The 18,826-nt window shown below is 30.4% G+C and carries 20 protein-coding genes and 1 tRNA gene; 3 read left to right on the top strand and 18 right to left on the bottom strand.

All coding sequences use genetic code 11. The features are described from left to right. Positions 1-51: 51 nt before the first annotated feature. From EQ921_RS03950 to EQ921_RS03930, 5 genes are all read right to left on the bottom strand, one after another. Positions 52-864, bottom strand: coding sequence for an endonuclease/exonuclease/phosphatase family protein (locus EQ921_RS03950; protein WP_164875572.1), 813 nt, complete (start codon positions 862-864; stop codon positions 52-54). 220 nt (positions 865-1,084) lie between these two features. Then, positions 1,085-1,975 (bottom strand): rhomboid family intramembrane serine protease, encoded by an 891-nt coding sequence (locus EQ921_RS03945; protein ID WP_128330646.1) that lies wholly within the window; start codon positions 1,973-1,975, stop codon positions 1,085-1,087. Positions 1,976-1,985: 10 nt separating this feature from the next. Then, positions 1,986-2,762, bottom strand: a complete 777-nt coding sequence (locus tag EQ921_RS03940; RefSeq protein WP_128330645.1) for a rhomboid family intramembrane serine protease — start codon at positions 2,760-2,762, stop codon at positions 1,986-1,988. A 24-nt stretch (positions 2,763-2,786) separates the two neighbouring features. Then, a complete protein-coding gene (gene mutL, locus EQ921_RS03935) occupies positions 2,787-4,547 on the bottom strand; it encodes a DNA mismatch repair endonuclease MutL (protein ID WP_128330644.1) in 1,761 nt (586 codons plus the stop codon). Between the two features lie 108 nt (positions 4,548-4,655). Next, positions 4,656-5,093: a hypothetical protein gene (locus EQ921_RS03930; protein ID WP_128330643.1), complete on the bottom strand. Its 438-nt coding sequence runs from the start codon at positions 5,091-5,093 to the stop codon at positions 4,656-4,658. Positions 5,094-5,449: 356 nt separating this feature from the next. Between EQ921_RS03930 and EQ921_RS03925 the strand changes: the two genes are divergently transcribed. The 3 genes from EQ921_RS03925 (at position 5,450) to EQ921_RS03915 (ending at position 8,668) form a co-directional block, all read left to right on the top strand. Next, complete coding sequence (locus EQ921_RS03925) at positions 5,450-5,980, top strand: hypothetical protein (protein ID WP_128330642.1); 531 nt, start codon at positions 5,450-5,452, stop codon at positions 5,978-5,980. 188 nt (positions 5,981-6,168) lie between these two features. After that, positions 6,169-7,992 (top strand): tetratricopeptide repeat protein, encoded by a 1,824-nt coding sequence (locus EQ921_RS03920; RefSeq protein ID WP_164875571.1) that lies wholly within the window; start codon positions 6,169-6,171, stop codon positions 7,990-7,992. Between the two features lie 16 nt (positions 7,993-8,008). After that, positions 8,009-8,668, top strand: a complete 660-nt coding sequence (locus EQ921_RS03915) for a response regulator transcription factor (RefSeq protein WP_128330640.1) — start codon at positions 8,009-8,011, stop codon at positions 8,666-8,668. 764 nt (positions 8,669-9,432) lie between these two features. Here the strand turns inward: EQ921_RS03915 and EQ921_RS03910 are convergent. The 13 genes from EQ921_RS03910 to EQ921_RS03850 form a co-directional block, all read right to left on the bottom strand. Then, on the bottom strand, positions 9,433-9,939 hold the full coding sequence (locus EQ921_RS03910; RefSeq protein ID WP_128330639.1) for an NUMOD1 domain-containing DNA-binding protein: 507 nt from the start codon (positions 9,937-9,939) through the stop codon (positions 9,433-9,435). A gap of 63 nt (positions 9,940-10,002) precedes the next feature. Then, positions 10,003-10,113 carry an NUMOD4 domain-containing protein gene (locus tag EQ921_RS03905; protein ID WP_128330638.1) on the bottom strand — a complete coding sequence of 37 codons (111 nt, stop codon included), beginning with the start codon at positions 10,111-10,113 and terminating at the stop codon, positions 10,003-10,005. Between the two features lie 65 nt (positions 10,114-10,178). Continuing rightward, the gene (locus tag EQ921_RS03900; protein WP_128330637.1) at positions 10,179-10,973 is read right to left on the bottom strand and encodes a hypothetical protein; all 795 of its coding nucleotides are present in this window, start codon (positions 10,971-10,973) and stop codon (positions 10,179-10,181) included. 11 nt (positions 10,974-10,984) lie between these two features. Beyond that, complete coding sequence (locus EQ921_RS03895) at positions 10,985-11,539, bottom strand: imm11 family protein (RefSeq protein WP_128330636.1); 555 nt, start codon at positions 11,537-11,539, stop codon at positions 10,985-10,987. A 44-nt stretch (positions 11,540-11,583) separates the two neighbouring features. Then, complete coding sequence (locus tag EQ921_RS03890; protein ID WP_128330635.1) at positions 11,584-12,120, bottom strand: hypothetical protein; 537 nt, start codon at positions 12,118-12,120, stop codon at positions 11,584-11,586. 113 nt (positions 12,121-12,233) lie between these two features. After that, positions 12,234-12,785 (bottom strand): hypothetical protein, encoded by a 552-nt coding sequence (locus tag EQ921_RS03885; RefSeq protein ID WP_128330634.1) that lies wholly within the window; start codon positions 12,783-12,785, stop codon positions 12,234-12,236. 20 nt (positions 12,786-12,805) lie between these two features. Continuing rightward, a complete protein-coding gene (locus tag EQ921_RS03880; protein ID WP_370449486.1) occupies positions 12,806-13,426 on the bottom strand; it encodes a hypothetical protein in 621 nt (206 codons plus the stop codon). Positions 13,427-13,593: 167 nt separating this feature from the next. Then, complete coding sequence (locus EQ921_RS03875; protein ID WP_128330632.1) at positions 13,594-14,130, bottom strand: imm11 family protein; 537 nt, start codon at positions 14,128-14,130, stop codon at positions 13,594-13,596. A 2-nt stretch (positions 14,131-14,132) separates the two neighbouring features. Continuing rightward, positions 14,133-15,128, bottom strand: a complete 996-nt coding sequence (locus EQ921_RS03870; protein ID WP_128330631.1) for an AHH domain-containing protein — start codon at positions 15,126-15,128, stop codon at positions 14,133-14,135. 1 nt (position 15,129) lies between these two features. Then, positions 15,130-15,489 carry a DUF4280 domain-containing protein gene (locus EQ921_RS03865; protein WP_128330630.1) on the bottom strand — a complete coding sequence of 120 codons (360 nt, stop codon included), beginning with the start codon at positions 15,487-15,489 and terminating at the stop codon, positions 15,130-15,132. Between the two features lie 12 nt (positions 15,490-15,501). After that, the gene (locus EQ921_RS03860) at positions 15,502-17,445 is read right to left on the bottom strand and encodes a type VI secretion system Vgr family protein (RefSeq protein ID WP_128330629.1); all 1,944 of its coding nucleotides are present in this window, start codon (positions 17,443-17,445) and stop codon (positions 15,502-15,504) included. Positions 17,446-17,495: 50 nt separating this feature from the next. Next, positions 17,496-17,888, bottom strand: coding sequence for a type VI secretion system tube protein TssD (tssD, locus tag EQ921_RS03855; protein ID WP_128330628.1), 393 nt, complete (start codon positions 17,886-17,888; stop codon positions 17,496-17,498). Between the two features lie 710 nt (positions 17,889-18,598). Continuing rightward, positions 18,599-18,672 (bottom strand) — tRNA-Asn (locus EQ921_RS03850). Between the last annotated feature and the right edge of the window lie 154 nt (positions 18,673-18,826).

Below are 18,826 nucleotides of genomic sequence, written 5' to 3'. Positions count from 1 at the left end.
TCTTTTTGTATTAGATTGAATTTTAAATAGCTGTTATTTCAGTTTGTTATCTTAATTTTCTTCAATTTCCAATACAGCAGTGACCGGATTGTGATCCGAATAATTGACTTTTGTATTTACAAAGCTTTCTAAGGGTAAAAATTGGGAACTGGTAAAGATGTAGTCTATCCGTATGGGGTAAAAATAATCGTAAAAAGTCATTCCTAATCCTTTTCCACTTAACTCAAAAACATCCTGCATATCCTGTTTTAATGCAAAATACTCATAGGAAAGCGGAACAGAGTTAAAATCACCACATATAATTACAGGATGCGGTGATTCCTGTATATATTTGGTTAAAAGATCAATCTGAACCTGATGCTTTTTAAAACCTGTAGTTAATTTTTCAGCCACAATTTTTGTTTTGGAACCGGCTTCATCTACTTTTTTAATTTTGAAGTAATTTTTATTTAAAAACATGGGCTCCAGATAAATGCTCAAACATCTTATAATCGATTTCTCTGTCTGAATATCTGCTGAACAGGCATACCCATTTCCCGGAAGAATTATTTTCTGTTTATTGATTATCGGATATTTTGAAGAAATCCCAACTAAATCAAATACCGCATTGTACCTGTCTGCTAAAAAAGTTTCTTTAGACCTCCACTGTCTTGTATAAATTTCCTGAAAAAATGCAATATCAATATCCTGATCTATAATGTACTGCTCTAACGCTCGTAAATCTTTACTGTTATTTGCATACCTTATATTGTAAGTTAAAATTTTAAGCTGATGACTTTTATTCTTTACTTTATCTTGAGTATAATTGTTCCCGAAATGAATGTATTTTTTTAATGGAAAAAATAAAACTCCTGTAAAAAGCATAAAAAATATAAATACTATTTCTTTTTTTAACAGCCATATAAAGGTTAAAATTACATGAATAATCAGTAATATCGGGAAAAGTATTGCAACAATACCTAAATACGGAAAGATTTTGGGGGTTATAAATTTATTTAAATAAACCGAACATAAAAGTACTACTATAATACTGTGTATTATAAGAAAAATGTAATTACTTTTTTTACGGTTTCTTATTATCATTTTATCTGGATGCTTTAAATAGAAAATCTTTTTCTTCTCGTGTTAAGCTTTCGTATCCACTTTGAGAAATCTTATCCAATATTTGGTTTATTTTTTTCTGTTTATCCAACTTATCCATCGAATACTCCTCATCGCTTTTAGGTCTTTTGGAATACGTATTTCCTCCTGGTTCTGCTTTAAATTTGCTTTTGGGTCTACTTATAAATATTTTTTTCCAACTTCCCCATTTATTTCTATCAGGAATTATAAACCCTAAAAAATCATTCCCAGCCTGATAAGATTTCATGTAAAAATACCCAAATCCTGCAGCAGCAAGACGAGCAATAATCAAAGGAAGTGTTTCTGAATGTGACCAGGCTGTTATCAAATCCAAACCTATGATGATCATTCCTAATATGTATATTGGAAATTGTACCGGCAGTGGAAACAAGGAAACTTTCATTTTGGGATTATATGAGATAACAGCCAGTAATACACTATAAATACCTAAGGTTGCTCCTTGCAAGTACTGACTTCTGAATCCAGATAAAAATGAGCATAAAATAAACGCTAAAGCTCCTGCAAAACTTCCTAAAAAGAAAAATTTAATAAAGCTTTCTCCATTAAAAAACATTCTGAATATTTTTTCAACAAAGTAAATCATAATCATTGTTAAGGCCAGATCTAAAAAATTCAGATTAACAAAGATAAAGGTTACAAATGTCCATAAAAAAGGAAATACTGAATTATATGAAAGCAAAATATATTTTTCAATAGAAATATTGAATCCAGAAAACAGCAGAAAATTAACAATTCCGAATACTACAGTAGATATTACGGATATATATATAAACTTTATTCCCTCGCTTCCCGATTTATAAATTTGGATCCATTTATTTAAAAATTCATTCATAATTTCTTATTTAATTCCATCGATATCTGTTTTTTATCCAATGTTTAGTTAAAAAGAATCCAAATACTGCACCGCCTAAATGGGCAAAATGGGCAATATTATCACCTTGAACCTGATTGATTCCTAAATATAATTCAAATAATATCATTAAAGGAATGAAAAATTTTGCTTTTAAAGGAATAGGTGGAAAAAGTAATACTAAAACTGTATTTGGAAACATTAATCCGAAAGCTACCAAAACTCCATATATAGCTCCACTTGCTCCCATCATAGGAACCACCAAATCTAAATAAAATTTTGATGCCTGAGCATAATCAGTATTTTTAGGAAGCGTATTTAACCATTGATTTCCCATTTCCTGAATATTATTATTTGAAGTGAAATTTAATTTTGAGTATTTACTAACTTCATTTAAGGGAACATTAGCTTCTACTAAAGAATCATAAACCTGCTTGAATTCAAAATAATTAACTAAATTAAACAAAGCAAATGCCCCTAACCCACAAACAAAATATAAAATAAGAAACTTTTTTGCACCTAATGCTTGTTCAACCGCAGAGCCAAACATCCATAAGGTAAACATATTGAAGAAAAAATGGGTAAGTCCAGCATGCATAAACATATGAGAAAGAACCTGGTACCAATGAAAATTGGGAGATAACGGAAAAAAAGCTCCAAAAATAACATCTAAATCTACTCCATACATACCTAACAGGTATTTTCCTATAAAAAATATTGTATTGAGTATTAGTAAATTTTTTGTAACCGGTGGTATATATCTGTTCATTATTGTATTTATCTAATTATTAAATTAATCAAAGTCAGGTATATTTAAAATTTCATAATTCATTTTGCCAAATGGATTAAATTTTGGACTGCCTATACTTTCAAAGTTCTGCCAGATAGGAAAAAGCTGAGAGGCTTGAATAAATTCATTTCTTTTTTTTGCGGAGACTCTGGACACTGATTTACTAAAAAAAACGGAAAACTCATTTTCCGAATGTTCGGAAAGCTCACAGAGTAAATCGTCAATAAGTTCTAAAATTTTATCCTGAGGAATATCTGAGGGTATAGCTGTAATAGTGACAATGTCCTGTTCTATATCCATATCAAATCCCTGTGCAAAAAGAAATGTTTTAATAGAATCTAATTTTTCTTTTTCCATTTCGTACACAGGCCTCTCCAGGGGAAATAGTAATTGCTGACTTAAAGCATTACTCTTTGAACTTTTTAAATGTGTCTCATATAATACGGTCTGATGTATTCTGTAAGGATCCAAAATCCATAAACCTTTATCTTTTTCAACCAGCCATTTCCCATTGGATAATCGTATCAATGAACTTTCTTCGACTTGCTGAACAGGTAAATCAAATAAATCTGATGTCAAAATTTCATTTCTTGATGAAGCGTATATTTCTGTTAAATTTATCTTTTCAGCATTAGTAGCTTTTGTAATTGATGAATTTTCAAAAGGATTATAAGAGGGATTTATCTTGATTTTCGGCTCTGCAATGGGTGTATTTTTTTTTACTGGAGGCAAATTCCAATCAGGATTTTGTTCAAAATCAAGACTTGGAGCAACATTATAAACTCCTAAAGATTTTTTTATCGCAGTTCTTAAAAGGGCGTAAATCGATGATTCATCTTCAAATTTTATTTCAGTTTTTGTAGGATGAATGTTTACATCAATTTTTTCAGGATCTATATCTATATACAAAAAAAAGGAAGGCAAATATCTTGGAGGTATTAAACCTTCAAAAGCATCCTGAACTGCTTTATTTAAATAATTAGATCGGAAAAAACGCTGATTCACAAAAAAAAACTGCTCTCCTCTTGCCTTTTTTGCACTCTCGGGTTTACCAATAAATCCATGAATCTGAATCCAGTCAAGCTGTTCCGAAATAGGAACCAACTGGTTTTGAATTTTCCGTCCGAATATTTCAGAAATTCGTTGCAATAAACTTCCCGGTCTTAAACGAAACAATTCCTCATTGTTGTTAAAAAATTGAAATTGAATTGCCTCATGTGCCAAGGCCACCCGATGAAATTCATCCATAATATGTCGAATTTCAACGGAATTTGATTTTAAAAATTTCCGTCTTGCAGGTACGTTAAAAAATAAATTTTTAACCATAAAAACAGACCCTGTGGAACCGGTAACCGGCTCCTGTGAAAGAATGTCTCCTCCTTCTATGATTATATGAGTACCCACTTCATCTTCTTCCTTTTTTGATTTTAGTTCCACTTGTGCTACAGCTGCTATAGATGCTAACGCTTCCCCTCTGAATCCTTTTGTTTTTATACGGAATATATCTTCAGTAGCTGATATTTTTGAAGTAGCATGTCTTTCAAAAGCCATTCTTGAATCCGTTATACTCATCCCTAATCCATTATCTACGACCTGAATTAAATTCCTGCCTGCCTCTTTAATGATCAGTTGAATTTGTGTTGCTTTCGCATCCACGGCATTTTCCAAAAGCTCCTTAACCACAGAGGCCGGTCTTTGCACAACCTCTCCTGCAGCAATCTGGTTAGCTACGTTTTCTGGAAGTAAACGAATAATGTCTGGCATAAATACAAAGTTATTTAAAACTTTTAAATTTCGAAACGTTCCTCTTATTTATATTTTTGATTAGTTAATAACAGATTCATACGCAGATATAAGTAAAAAAAGCATTCTTTATCTATTATGTGAAAATGAAGAATATTTATTATTTTTCATTCTATTTGATTGATCCTTTTTTTTTTGAAAAAATAACGTATCATCATGTAAAGGTTTGTTGAAGCCTGAAAATCCTGCTTTCACTTCTCTTTGATTAAATTCTGTTATTCTTTTATGCTTTTTACTATAAAAATCAATAACATTATCATATCCCAGGTATTTACATATAAAATCAATGATCCTACGATTAGGTATACCTGTAGCATTATCCCTGCCATCAATAAATTTATCGTAATACCTCACAAACGTTTTTTCGCTTACATAAATTTTATATAAATTTTCAATTTTAAAAGATAAATATTTAGAAAGAGGTGTTTTCAAATTTTGCAAAGATTCTTTCCTAGCCTTTTCGAAAGCTAAAATGATCACTTCTCTTATAACCTCTTTATATTCCATAGCTCCACCCCTGATTACAACTCCAATTTTAGCAATATAAAATATATCAACAATATTTATAGTAATATTTCACAAACTCTAAATTGTCTATAACAAGTCGTTAGTTTGTCTCTATTTTTATTACCATAAATTATTTACTTTGCCTCAGAATTTGATTTAGTACTTATTACAAATGTACAAAATGAATTCAAAAACGAAATACAAAAATAGCTGAACATTAAGTGGATTGGGAAGCATTTGACAACAGTTATTTTTTTATTTCACACTTCCCAAAATCCTAAATAAAGTATTAAAAAAACTTTCAATTCGACTTTATTAATTAGTTGGATAGTATCAAAATTTTAAATTATAACAAAATGAAAAAATTATTATTTTTAACAATAGCCAGTTCTTTTTTATCTCTAACTTCATGTGTAGATGACTACAATGACATCTCCAATTCTCTACCACTAAACGATAAATCAGAATTAAAAGCCGACTCAACAAACACATCCTCTAATGTTAACAGCCAATCTACAGCTGTAACTACCCCACCAACAAGTGGAGAAACAGGACATGTTGCCGCTGAAAATGCTAAACCAACCAGTGGAGAAACAGGACATGTTGCCGCCGAAAATGCTAATCCAACCAGTGGAGAAACAGGACATGTTGCCGCTGAAAATGCAAATCCTACCAGTGGGGAAACCGGGCATGTCGCTGCTGAAAATGCAAATCCAACCAGTGGAGAAACAGGACATGTTGCCGCTGAAAATGCTAAACCTACCAGTGGGGAAACCGGGCATGTTGCCGCTGAAAAAGTTAGTACTAATAATAAAAAAACCAGTGGAATAATATCTAAATATTCAATTTTAACTAGTGGAGAAACCGGACATGTTGCTGCTGAATAAGTATAAAAAAATGAATAGATAATATTTGAATATATTTGTAAAGAAAAAAATCACCTTATATACAATAAAGAGCATATGACAAAATTATGCTCTTTATTTTTGTTTTTATCTAAAAAAATTAACTAAATTTCATTTTTTAATTTCGTTACTTATCATTTAGCTGATCCATCTAAATGAAATTTTTAAAAATGAAAAAAAGTTTTATAATATCTCCCATTTTCTGTCTCCTTCTTTTTTTTCTTTGCATCCATTGCAAAGATAAGAATCCACTATCTTTAAAAAACACTCTTTCTAATGACAATGAGAAAGTCACAAAGTATAATGATTCTAATTTTAGGAATAGTAATAAAGATATTGAAAAAGCAAAAAAAAGTGATAATACTACGAAGCTGGGACAAATATATTTTCAAATCGGACATTATTTTTTAAATAAAAATATTAACGATAGCGCATATTTCTATTTTAATCATGCAAAAGAAATATTTATCCCACTAAGAGATAGTTCATACACAGGTAAAAGTTTATTGAACATGGCTATTTGTCAGGCAAATGAAGGAGATTATTACGGAAGTGAAGAAACGGCTGTTGATGCTTTAAGATTTCTTAAATCCCCCAAAGATGATAATTATATAGCTTCTGTTTACAACACTCTTGCTATATGCAAGACTGAACAAAAAAATTACTCGCAAGCTATCGAATATTATCAGTTGTCTTTAAATGCTACTAAAACTAAATTTCTAGAACTGAACATAAAAAATAACCAAGCTGTTGTAAATATTAAGGCAAAAGAATATGATATTGCCATTCAGCTTTTAAATTCTTTAAATAATGATAGTATTTTTCTAAATGAAAAGTCTGAAAAATACATTAGTTTAAAAGCCAGAATAGAGGATAATTTAAGCTATGCCCAATGGTTAAACGATCCTGGCTATGATGCAGCTCCCGAAATGTTTAAAGCTTTAAAAATACGAGAAAACATTAATGATCTATCCGGTCAGATAGCCAATCACTCACACTTAACTGACTATTTTACTAAGAAAAATATATCATTAGCTATATTTCATGCGAAGAAAATGTATGAAATAGCCAAAAAATCTGGTACTCCTGATGATCAACTGGAAGCCTTAAACAAACTGATCAATCTTGAAAATCCGGTATCTTCAAAAAAATATTTCACTGCTTATATCTCACTTAATGACAGCTTGCAAACAGAAAGAAACTATGCTAAGAATCAATTTGCGTTAATACGCTATGAGGTAGGAAAAAACAAAGAGGAAAATTTAAAGTTAAAAGCAGAAAATGCCCAAAAGAACTATCAAATACTTAGGCAAAAGGTTATCGCAGCCTCTATAACCGGAGTTACAATTATGGGTTTGGTTTTCTTTTTAATCTGGTTTAAAAGAAGACAAGAAAGATTTGAAAGGGAAAAACTTGAAGAAGTACATCGTACCGAATTAAAATATTCTAAGAAAATTCACGATGAAGTAGCTAATGGTATTTATTATTTGATGGTACAACTTGAAAACAACCCTTCCATTAAAGTTGAAAACATTAACAATAATCTGGAAGAACTATACAACAGATCCAGAAATATTTCTCATGAATCAGAACTTAAAACTGACATGAAAAATGACTATTCAGGTCTTTTAAAAGATATGCTGCAACCTTACGGCACTAATAATCTCAGAATTATCATCATTGGAAATGACGAAGAAATCTGGGAAAAACTTTCAATCGAAAAACGAGAAGAGATTTATTATATCCTTATCGAACTGATGACTAACATGAAAAAACATAGCAAAGCCTCATTGATCACTTTAAAATTTAAAAAAGAATACTCTAAAATCTTTATCGAATATTTTGATAATGGCATAGGATTAGATAGTGATAACTGGAAGCCCGGCCGTGGAGTAAAAAATATGGAAAACCGTATAAATTCTGTTCAAGGTAAAATTTATTTTGATACAGATAATAAAAAAGGAACATCTATCAAAATCACTATAACTACTTAACTAAATGCTTACAGCTATGTTTAAAAAAATACTTATTGCAGAAGATTTTGACAGCTATAACATAGCTGTTAAAAAAACTGTTGAAGAACTAAATGTTTCCGTAGTGGATCAGGTCTTTTATTGTGACGATGCGTTGCTAAAAATACAACACGCCTTACTGGCCGGAGCACCGTACGAACTACTAATTTCTGATCTTTCTTTTAATTCAGATTACAGAGAACAACGATTGCTGGGTGGAGAAGATCTCATACAGGAAGCCAGAAAAGAGCAACCTTCATTAAAGGTTATTATTTTCTCTATTGAAAACAGATTTCATAAAATTAAGACCATGTTTGATAAATATCAAATAAATGGCTTTGTTAGTAAGGGGCGAAATGATGCTAAGGAACTTAAAAAAGCTATTACAACCATTTATGAAGGTCAAAATTATATTTCTAATAATGATTCTGTTCAGCAAAACAACATATACGAGTTTTCTGAATATGATATTAACTTATTAAAGTTGTTATCTCAAGGTTATACTCAAAAAGAAGTCGAGCATTATTTAAAGAAAAATAATATAACACCTAACAGTGAAAGCTCAATTGAGAAAAGATTAGCTATTTTACGTGAATCACTGGACGCTAAGGATACAAAACAATTATTGAGCATAGTCATAGAACTGGGAATCATTTAAATTTTCTGAAACAAATTCAATTTTTTGTCCTCTTTACGGATTTCCGTAAGGATCTGAATATTTCTTACCATACCTTTGTTTCATCATTGATTTAAGGCTCTTTTAGATAAAAAATCGTTACCAAATTTTATCTAAAGGAAAAAATTAGTAAATATTCAAACATAAGTTGTACAAAAAATGAATTGTTAGCAAATGTTCTTCCCGTTTAAGATGCTACTTTAATTACTTTTAGTAAAATTAGTATCTATCGGCGGATGTTTAGTAACAACAATTTTGAAGGTATTGATGAGAGAGGCATCAATACCTTTTTTTATTTCTAAACTTAAATACTTAAGTTTTTTTACAAAAATTTAAGTATCTTATTCAATTAACGAATTTCATTTCGAAATTGATTTAATAACATATCTCTTATTTAAACACTTCTTTGCTTAAATAATTTCAAAACTTTTATTTTTAAGGGATTAATTATTTAAAATTTTAATTACAATTATTTGTAGCTATCTTCTAAGTTCTCATGCACATTCTCTTTGTAGTAAATGATTATTTTTTCAAGCAGATAAAATTAATTTGTAAAATAAAAGCACTTTGATCAATATTTAAAGATTTAGTCAATTTCACAATATATAACTACAAGAAGAATTTTGCTTTGAAGTTTTGACTATTTAAATAAAAATATTGTCCCGGCATAATAAGTTAATGGTAATATATTTAATCAATTAAATTATCAAAAGTAAACACGTAGCTTTGCTGTCAATTATCTTTTATTATAGTAGTTTAGGTGACGTAAGTTTTTCTTCTGCATTTACTTTCTTCCAAATAAAACCACAACATGTTCTGTTGGGGTATTTGAGTGCTTTTATGATGCTACTGAAAGACATATTATATTTTTTAACAGCATGTGAAATACTTGGATAAGTTCCAATAAATTCCCCATCAAGTGTATATTGCACTATAGAGATGCATTTTCCTTTACAGATCTTATTATAGATATCTACCGGAAGCTCATTTATTTTTGGCGTTCTAAGTCGTCCGGCTTTGATATTCCGAAGATTTAACTCTGTATAAGTTTGAGGATAAAGATTATTAACATGGTTATTTAAAGAATCTTCATCATAATGAGAAATAATAATACGTTGTTTAGATTTATTAATAATATCTTTGACAAAAGTTCGGTATACTAATCGAGCAAGACTTCCACTGAATAAAGTGGATTCTGTTTTTATTGAAAAAGTTAAATGATAAACAGCTTTACCTGTAAAATTATTTATCATATTTTTTCTTGAATATTGTTTAATTATCTTATCACATTTAAGAACACGGCGAACACGATATTTTCATTCTCTATAGAAGTTCAACTCTCTTGCTAATGATTTAATTCTTCCTAAATTAGACACCTGATAATATCCCTCATAGTCTGGCATATCTTTCCAAATTTCATCTTCCATATCTTCCAGCAAAAGATTTTGATATGGATATTCATATATTTCTTTCATATAATTAACTGAGTATGTTAATCTAAAAACCTGCTTGGAGGAAACTGTTTCTTATTTTCATGTTTATTATTTGTGATGCCTTTATATTCTTCCCAAAGCTCTTGCTCTTTTATTTTCCATTCAGATTCCGTATAATTTTTTCCGTTATACGTTTTATAAACACTTGGATCTTGTGATTCAATTATACTTTTTTTGGCTTTATTATGACGTTTTTCATTAGTAGCTGTTGGTATCTTAATACCTCTCAACAACATCTTTATGGGTTTAAAGTAAATGGTTTGGTTTCGTATCCATTCATCTATTATTTCTACTTCCCGATATTCATTCAGCAAATAAACACCATCAACAGTCTCAATCATGGGTTTGGTCTGATAAATTTCTAACCCCAAACCAAATTCTCCCCAACTATCAAAATAACTACCCGCTTCTGCATCATATTCCGTTTCATCATAATCATGATTTTCATCCTCTGGATCTCCTTCTATTATTTTCACCAGTTCTGGAATAAATTTATACCCAGTTTCCATCCATTGGTAGGTTCCTTTTATTGTATCCTGTGGAAGTTCTTTTATTTCTTTTTCTGTTTCCGGATAGTAAAAAACTGTATCCAATATTTCAATAACACATTCAACTTTCCTTCCTATATATTTATCCAAAGGCATACTTCTCCTTTCTATAAAAGTATAAATTTTTCCAGATTCCGATTCTGCTTTAATTACATGAGCAAAAACCTGATTTTTTTTTTCTAATGAAGGTATAACTTCTTTTATAGTAAATATGGGTAGCGTAAAAGTATTAATTTTATTATTCATCTTTCCGTAGGTTAATTTTCTTCGGCAACAAATTCTTCATCTGTTAGAGTTATTCCTTTTAACTGATTGGAATAATATACTTCCATTATCTGATCTGTAATTAATAGATGAAAAGGAAGCTCAGGTATTCGAAATATCGGGCAGTTAATTTTATCCGAATATACAAATAATTCCTGAAATTCCATAATTTGTCCACTAGGCAATGCCGTGAAAACAGAATTTTCTTTATCTAAACAATCGGTAGTTAGAACAACATTCAATAGAAAAAAATCTTCTTCATCGCTTTTAAATTTTAGTATTTCAACGGAATTATCTAAAATAGGAAGAAGTAATTCATATGCCCGCTGGCTAACAATACAAACTCCTATATCTTCGATATCGTAAAAATCTACATCTATCTTAGGCTCTTTTTTCAGTAATAAAAACTCTTCCCAATCATTTGTAACTGAAGTAAAATTACTGACTTTTTCTTTTGCTAAAATTAAAAACAATTCCCGCTCTTCCTCAAGAGGAAATTCTAGTTGGGTTGCATTATTATCATCTATAGCAAGCTCATATATTTTCATAAAATTCAAATTTGCACTATTTAATACAATCAATAACCAATAAACTAAAATGCTCTAGCCTTTTCAATATTGACAAACTCTATTCCTGTTGGGTTAACTTCCATTACGGCTTTTACTATAGATTCATGAAATAAAATTTTTAAAAGTGATTCTCTTGGTTTGAAAATCAACCGATTTTGAAGGGGAATTTCTACTAATAAAGATTTATTCAAAACAAATTTTTTAATAAAATAAACTAATCTTGGTTTTTCATATAATGATTTTTCTTTATCCATCACTTCATATTTATTATCTGTTAGCAAACAAAAATAATCTTCTATACAAGCTCCTTTTTGAGTAGTAAGCTCGGTAGCAATAAATTTTACATAAGGTAGAGTAAAACTTTTAATCACCTCACAAACTTTCTCAGTAAAAAACAACTCTGGACCTGAAAGAAAATCAGCCATAACCGGATTTTTAGGTATAGTTCCGTTAAACTCTAGATTAATCAATGTTGGATTAAACTCATTATCTCTTTCTGTAACACAAAGTAAAGGATAGGCTTGATCTGATTTTCTTCTGACAAAATAATAATTTTCCATATTTATTCAAATTTAAAAGGGGGGATGTTTTTTCTTTCTAAAAAACATCAGCCTCATTTAAATTCCCCTGCAACTTTCAGTATATTATGTATATAAATTTAAAAATATTTCTATCAAAACTCATATTCTTCAATATTGACAAAAGTTACTCCGCTTGGGTTCATTTTTTTTATTTCGTCTATTACTGATTTATGATATAAATAATAACCCGGAGCCTCATATAAACGAAACCCTAATCGTTCTTGCAAGGGTATTTTTTGTAATGCTTTTCTATCTAATACCATTTTCTTAATAAAATAAAAATCATCATCATCATCATCATCATCAAATTCATTATCAAAAACTGTTTTTTCTTTATCTAAAGCTTCATAAGTATTATTATTTACATCTATACAAATGTAGTCCTCAATAATTCCTCCTTTCAAATCAGATAATTCTACAGAAGTAAACTGTACTCCTTTCATATCCAATGCCTGCATAACTTTAGCTATTGGTTTTGTTACAAAATCTTTTGCACCAGTTAAAAAATCTGCCATAACAGGATTACGAGGAACAGGTTCACCTATTTGGGCTTGTATTGACTCGTTCCCAAACTCTAAAATATCTATCATTGGATAGGCTTGATCCTCCTTACTTTTCATTATGTAATATTCAAAATCACTCATATTTTTAAAAATTTTAATTATTAATTAAATCCTTCAAATTTTTTTATATTATTTCTTTCTTGAAAAGGAATATTTTCATTATTCCTATAATGATTATCCATCTTAGTACCTGCTTTACAGATAAAATCTTTTTCACTAATTTCTTTACAAAGTTCATCTGAAGTTAAAATTTTCCCCCAAAATTTTTTAGGTGACTTATATGAGAGTTTTATTTTGTTTTTTAATGACGAACCTATTAATTTACGCTTATCTTTTTGAGTATCACATTTACAACAACCAATACCACCAGACCTATAATTTAATCCATCTGAAGTAAGAGTCCAACAAAATGTTATTATTCTTTTAAAAATAATCATGCTGTGCTTATCCATAATTTTTATGAAATTTTTAGAAACTTCCAGTCTCTCATTACTTTTACAAATATCTTTTAACAAGTATTTTTCTAAAATGTTACGAACTAAATCTTCAACATGTTTTTCATAATTTAGCTTAAGAAGCTCATCTAATGTGTCATAATTCTTAAAAATAGGCTTTATTGCTTGTTCATTTTTTTCATCATTCCAAATATTCCTATCTAAAATAAAAGTTGCAGAATGATTTCCATTATGAAGAGGTACTGCATAAGTACAGGCTACTTGCATAATAGTGGGTAATAATACTCCATTATTTCGATGGTTTATGCTATAGATTCATGAAATAATATTATAGAAAGAGATCATCTAACAACAAAAATCAATTTTTTTTCCAAAATAAAATGATTTAATATTTTTTTTGATCTAAAATAATTTCACGAATCAATAATCATAAACTAAAATACTCCTGCCTCTTCAATATTCACAAACTCCATTCCTGTAGGATGCACCTTCATAATAGCATCTTTAACCGTTTCATGGAACAATACCATATCAGGCGATTCTTGTAATACAAAAACCAGACGTTCATTTAAAGGTATAATATTTAGGGATTCTCTATCCAAGACCATTTCTTCTATCCAGTAAGCATCATGCTCAAACTCAAAATCCGATTCTTCCTTATCCATGGCCTCTATATCATTATCAACTTGCATACAAAAATAATCTTCTATACAAGCTCCTTTTGGAGTAGTAAGCTCGGTAGCAATAAATCTTACATAAGATAAAGCAAAACTTTTAATCACCTCACAAACTTTCTCAGTAAAAAACAATTCTGGACCTGATAGAAAATCAGCCATAACCGGATTTTTTGGTATAGTTCCGTTAAACTCTAGATTAATCAATGTTGGATTAAACTCATTATCTCTTTCTGTAATACAAAGTAAAGGATAGGCTTGATCTGATTTTCTTCTGACAAAATAATAATTTTCCATATTTATTCAAATTTAAATGGGGGTATGTTTTTTCTTTCTAAAAAATAAGCAGAACTGTTATTAGTTACTTTATGCTTTTTATTTCCTGCAATGCATTTTGTTTTCAGTTGGCTTATATCTATTGTTTTTTTATAAATAGCTTCCATAAAAGCTTTTGCTCCCAGCTTTTCGGTAACCCCTAATTCCTGTTGCATTAAGGCGCGTTTATCGCCAAGTTTATATTTACCACAACAACCAATTCCTCCTGGTGCGTAGTCAAAACCATCTGAAGTCAAAGTCCAAGCAAAAGAAATTAACTCTCTAAAGATAGCCTGACTTAATTTATCCAAAGCATTAATGAAATTCGTAGCTTTTTCTTCAATTTCTTCCTTTTTATATTCACAAAATTTATTTCTTTTTAAATTAAATTTACAATAACGACTAACTTTTTTATTTATTAAATCTTCATAATTAATTGTTGTAAGTTCATTCGCCTTATCATATTCTGGAAAAATAATCCTACCCTCTTTTTCTTGTATATTTTCATTCCATTCATCTAAACTTTTAAACATTTTTGAAGTTAAGCTTCCTTGTCCACTTTCTGTTTTAATAAATGTAGCTCTATGTCCTCCTTTATGTAATGGAACTCCATAGTGGCAGGCAACGCTCATTATAGAAGGTAGTAGAACCCCATTTTTCCAATAATTAATATTGTATCCTAAAAAAAATGCTAATCGTTGGTATTCATAATCTTGCTTTAAAGAGAAACTAGTTACTAAATGATGAGCCTCAATTCCATTTCTATCTTTGTCGTTACCCTTACCACCTGACATATAAAAAGGATGCTCCTTAAAGGTACTTTTATAATATTTTTTCACAATATTTTCGCCTAATTCCCCACCATTACCTACCGGATCACCTCTTTTAATCCTACCCATTTTATGACTTCCATCGTTTTGTATTTCTTTTTTACAAGATGGACAGGTAAGAGGTTCTTTCCATTTACCAGACTTACTCATACTATTGCTTTGTTTTCTTAATAGTTATTTTTCCGGCAGCCCGGGGGCAGATAAGATACGAACTACCTATCAGACATTTATGCCCACTAACAGTTTTCTTTTCGTAAGTCCCTTTCCAGGGACCGGTAGGAATAAACGTACATAAACAGCCGGGCGGAGGAACTGCTTTATAGGGTTTACAGGTACCAAAAGTTACCAACGGGGGAAACATATTGGCGTTAGTACAGTCCATTTCGGTAGCTACCCGGCTATCTTTTATAAAAGTTTTAAAATTGGAGGTTACTTTTAGAGTAGCCGATTTGTCTCCCATTGAGCATTCGATGGTAGCTCCGTCTAAAACAAATTCATCATCTTTAGCCATAGTTTTGTTTTTTTAGTTTTCTTTAATTTTTGACCCTTTTATTACTGCTTTGCTTTTCCCTTCCAAAAAGGTTTGTTTACTTTCCATTATAGCTTTTTCCTTAGCATTAATCTGTATATGGTTATTAGATTGTACCTGTACTTTCTTTTTTGCCTGCATATGTGCATTTCCTTTTGCATTTAGAACCATGGATGCTCCGGAACCTGAAGAAAAATTAGCATCTTTCCCTCCTTCGGCAGAAAGGGATTTACCTGCTTTAAACTGCACATCTTTTGCAGCAGATAATACGGAGGTTCCCCCGGAAAACATAGTGGTAGAAATACCCGATTCTCCGGTAATTGTTGCACCCCCGGTAAAGTTTAGTGCTCGTTTGGCTACTATGTTAATATCTGTAGCATTTAAGTTTATCACCCCGTTAGCAAAAATGCTTATGGTATTGCCTACGGTATCAATTTCTATTTTATTATTCTCAATATCAAATACCTGTATTTTTTCCTTTCCTTCAGTATCGTCCAGTTTGATGGTGTGTCCGCTACGGGTTTTCAGAACTTTATAATTATTTTTGGCGGTATGAAATCCGCTTTTTTGTTTTCCGTTATATAAAGAGCCTGTTACTACAGGCATTTCCGCATTGTTCCCCCGAAAAGAAATTGCTACCTCATGCGATATTTCAGGAACAAGATGAAACCCTTGATCTGCTCCTCCGTGTGCCTGTATAAGACGAATCCACGGGGTAGTTTCTCCTGATTTTTTCTGCCAGGGAAACTGGACTTTAATACGATTTAACTGTAACGGATCGTTATTATCCGTAACCTCAGCCATTTGATCTTCCGCTTTCGGATATGCTTCCATATTCCAATACGGAGCTATTTCCTGTTCCCTCGGAATTGCGGTAAATTGATTGCTATATCCTTCTGCTGTGTAGGTGTGCTCTATTTGTGTAATTAAATAACTTTCTATAGGCGTACCGGAATCTTTATGCCCGGAAAATTCAGCAACACAAGCTAACATACCGGCAATATCCCCCAACCTGAGTTTGGCATTGGTAGTTTCTGCCTGTATGGTAACCAGATTCTCCAGAGCTTTCTGATGCTGTTCTAATTTAAGCTTCTGTACATTGCTTTTCTCTTCAGACAGGGCATCAAAGTAAACTGCATCCGGCAATTTTATATATACTTTATGTGCACTGTCTACCGCTTTCTCCTGAAAAGGATTCGTCTTTCCCGCAGCATTTTCACTTTGTGCTGTTTGAATTTCGGATGAATCCGGATGATAGTTTTCATAATGCAGGTGTTGCGGTGCAATTCCTGCACTCAGGCGATAATCCAGATAATCTCGTCCTTCTTTTAATTCCGTGCGTATTTGATTTCCTCTGCCAAAAATTAATTGTGATCCGTTCCAGAACATATACTCTCCATAACGAACAGCTAATCTCTGAATAAACTCATATGCAGTCTCATTATAACTTACTGCATAAGGAATGATACTTTTATGATTAGGCTCGCATATCAATTCAATTTTATTCCCATTATACTCACTGAAAGCAGACTGAACCATTTCTTTAAGAGTTTTATTATGATAGGTACGACAGTGTTTCTGACTATCCAGTAAAGCGCTGTAAGATTTCCCTCTTAAAACAATAAAAGGATATTTATTATTTTTTTTGTAATCTACATATGTTATTTGGCCGGTAAACAAACTTTCGTTCTCGGCTTGTTTTCTAAATTGTATAGTAACATCTCCTCCCAGTAGTTTTAATGAATTCTTTAACGGATAGGTGTTTTTATCGTTAAATGTTTCACTGGGACAAATAAGTTCAAAGGTGCTATGTTCCAACATAGCCTGATTAATTTTTACTGATATCGAATGTTGTTTTGAAATATCCTGTCCGTTAACAGTAACAAGTGCAAAGGTAGAAGAAGATTCTCCATAACCACTACGATGATAAGTACTCATAATTAGAATGGTTTAAAAAGTATTAAATATTATCAAATGCGTGTAAAAGTTTACATAGTCCAGTCATTTTGGTATTCCAAATGATTAAATTTTAAAGAGCGGGCAACAATGGTTAATGTAATACACATAGGCTCATTATCGACCGAATTAAATTCTTCTTTGAAATTTATGCAGTAGGCTTTTTTAAACTGTATTTCCAACAATTTACTCATTGCATCGCGACGATAAAAAATAATGCTCCCATCTTTTTCTTTGTCCGGAGCAATAATCCATTCAAGCAAGCCAACATTGCCGCTACTCTCAATAGATAATTTAATTTTTCCGCCGGTAACCTCTCCTGACGGCTTAGTAGTAGAATCAATAGGCTTATTAAATTCGTATTCACATTTTAAAACAGTGTAATTTTCACCATCTAGCTCTAGTTTTGATAAAAAGGATGACATAAATATTTATTTTAAATTAAGTTAATTATTATAAAATATGCCGAAAGATATAATTTTTTTTTAAGATAAAAAATGTTTTTTATCATCTATATATTTATCCTTATAAGATCATTTGTATATCAATATGTTAATAAAAACAATAATAAATAACTCTAAAAATATGAATACGATGTACCTGAAATTATAAATTATTTTACTTTTTTAATATTATCATTTATATTATTAACTAGTATTAGTATACTTCTATTTACCTCATACTAAGGAACTAGATTCCCACTATCTGATGATCATAAAATATTATATAATCGTTAGACAGTTTTTTTTACAATTTTAATACTGAATTGATTTGCAGAACTTATACAGGTCAAGAAAATAACTTTTATACAAGTTTAATGTTTATTGAAGTAGTGTTATACAATAGAAACAGGAAAATTAAACTTCAAAATATTTAACAAAAACTATTTAAAGAACGATCATTATATCTATACCTTAACAAGAAAACTTAGACTACAATTATGCTAAATATAAATAAATTTCAAATTGTACATAATAAAAACCAGACTGATGGATTGATTATAAGAAGTTAATTGAAAATTTACAGAGTTAGTGTACATATAATTTAAGATAATATTACATGATCCAGCATTTGTAATTAGTTTAGAGTTAAATAATAAAAGGACTTACAAATATTGTAAGTCCTTTTTATTTAGCTCCTCCTGCTGGGCTCGAACCAGCGACCCTCTGATTAACAGTCAGATGCTCTAACCAACTGAGCTAAGGAGGATTTTGCGTGTGCAAATGTATTTTATTTTCCCGTAGTATCCAAATGTTTTTTTATTTTTTTTCTTTACATTTTTTTAATAAATTAATTATCAGCCTAAAAAGAAATATTTTTTATTTATTAATCATAATTTTTACTTTTTACAATTAATATATTA

It is taken from the genome of Apibacter sp. HY039, assembly GCF_004023655.1.
GTDB classification, from domain to species: Bacteria; Bacteroidota; Bacteroidia; order Flavobacteriales; family Weeksellaceae; genus Apibacter; species Apibacter raozihei.
Note: the sequence above shows the minus strand (reverse complement) of the source record. Positions and strands in the feature narration are given on the sequence as shown.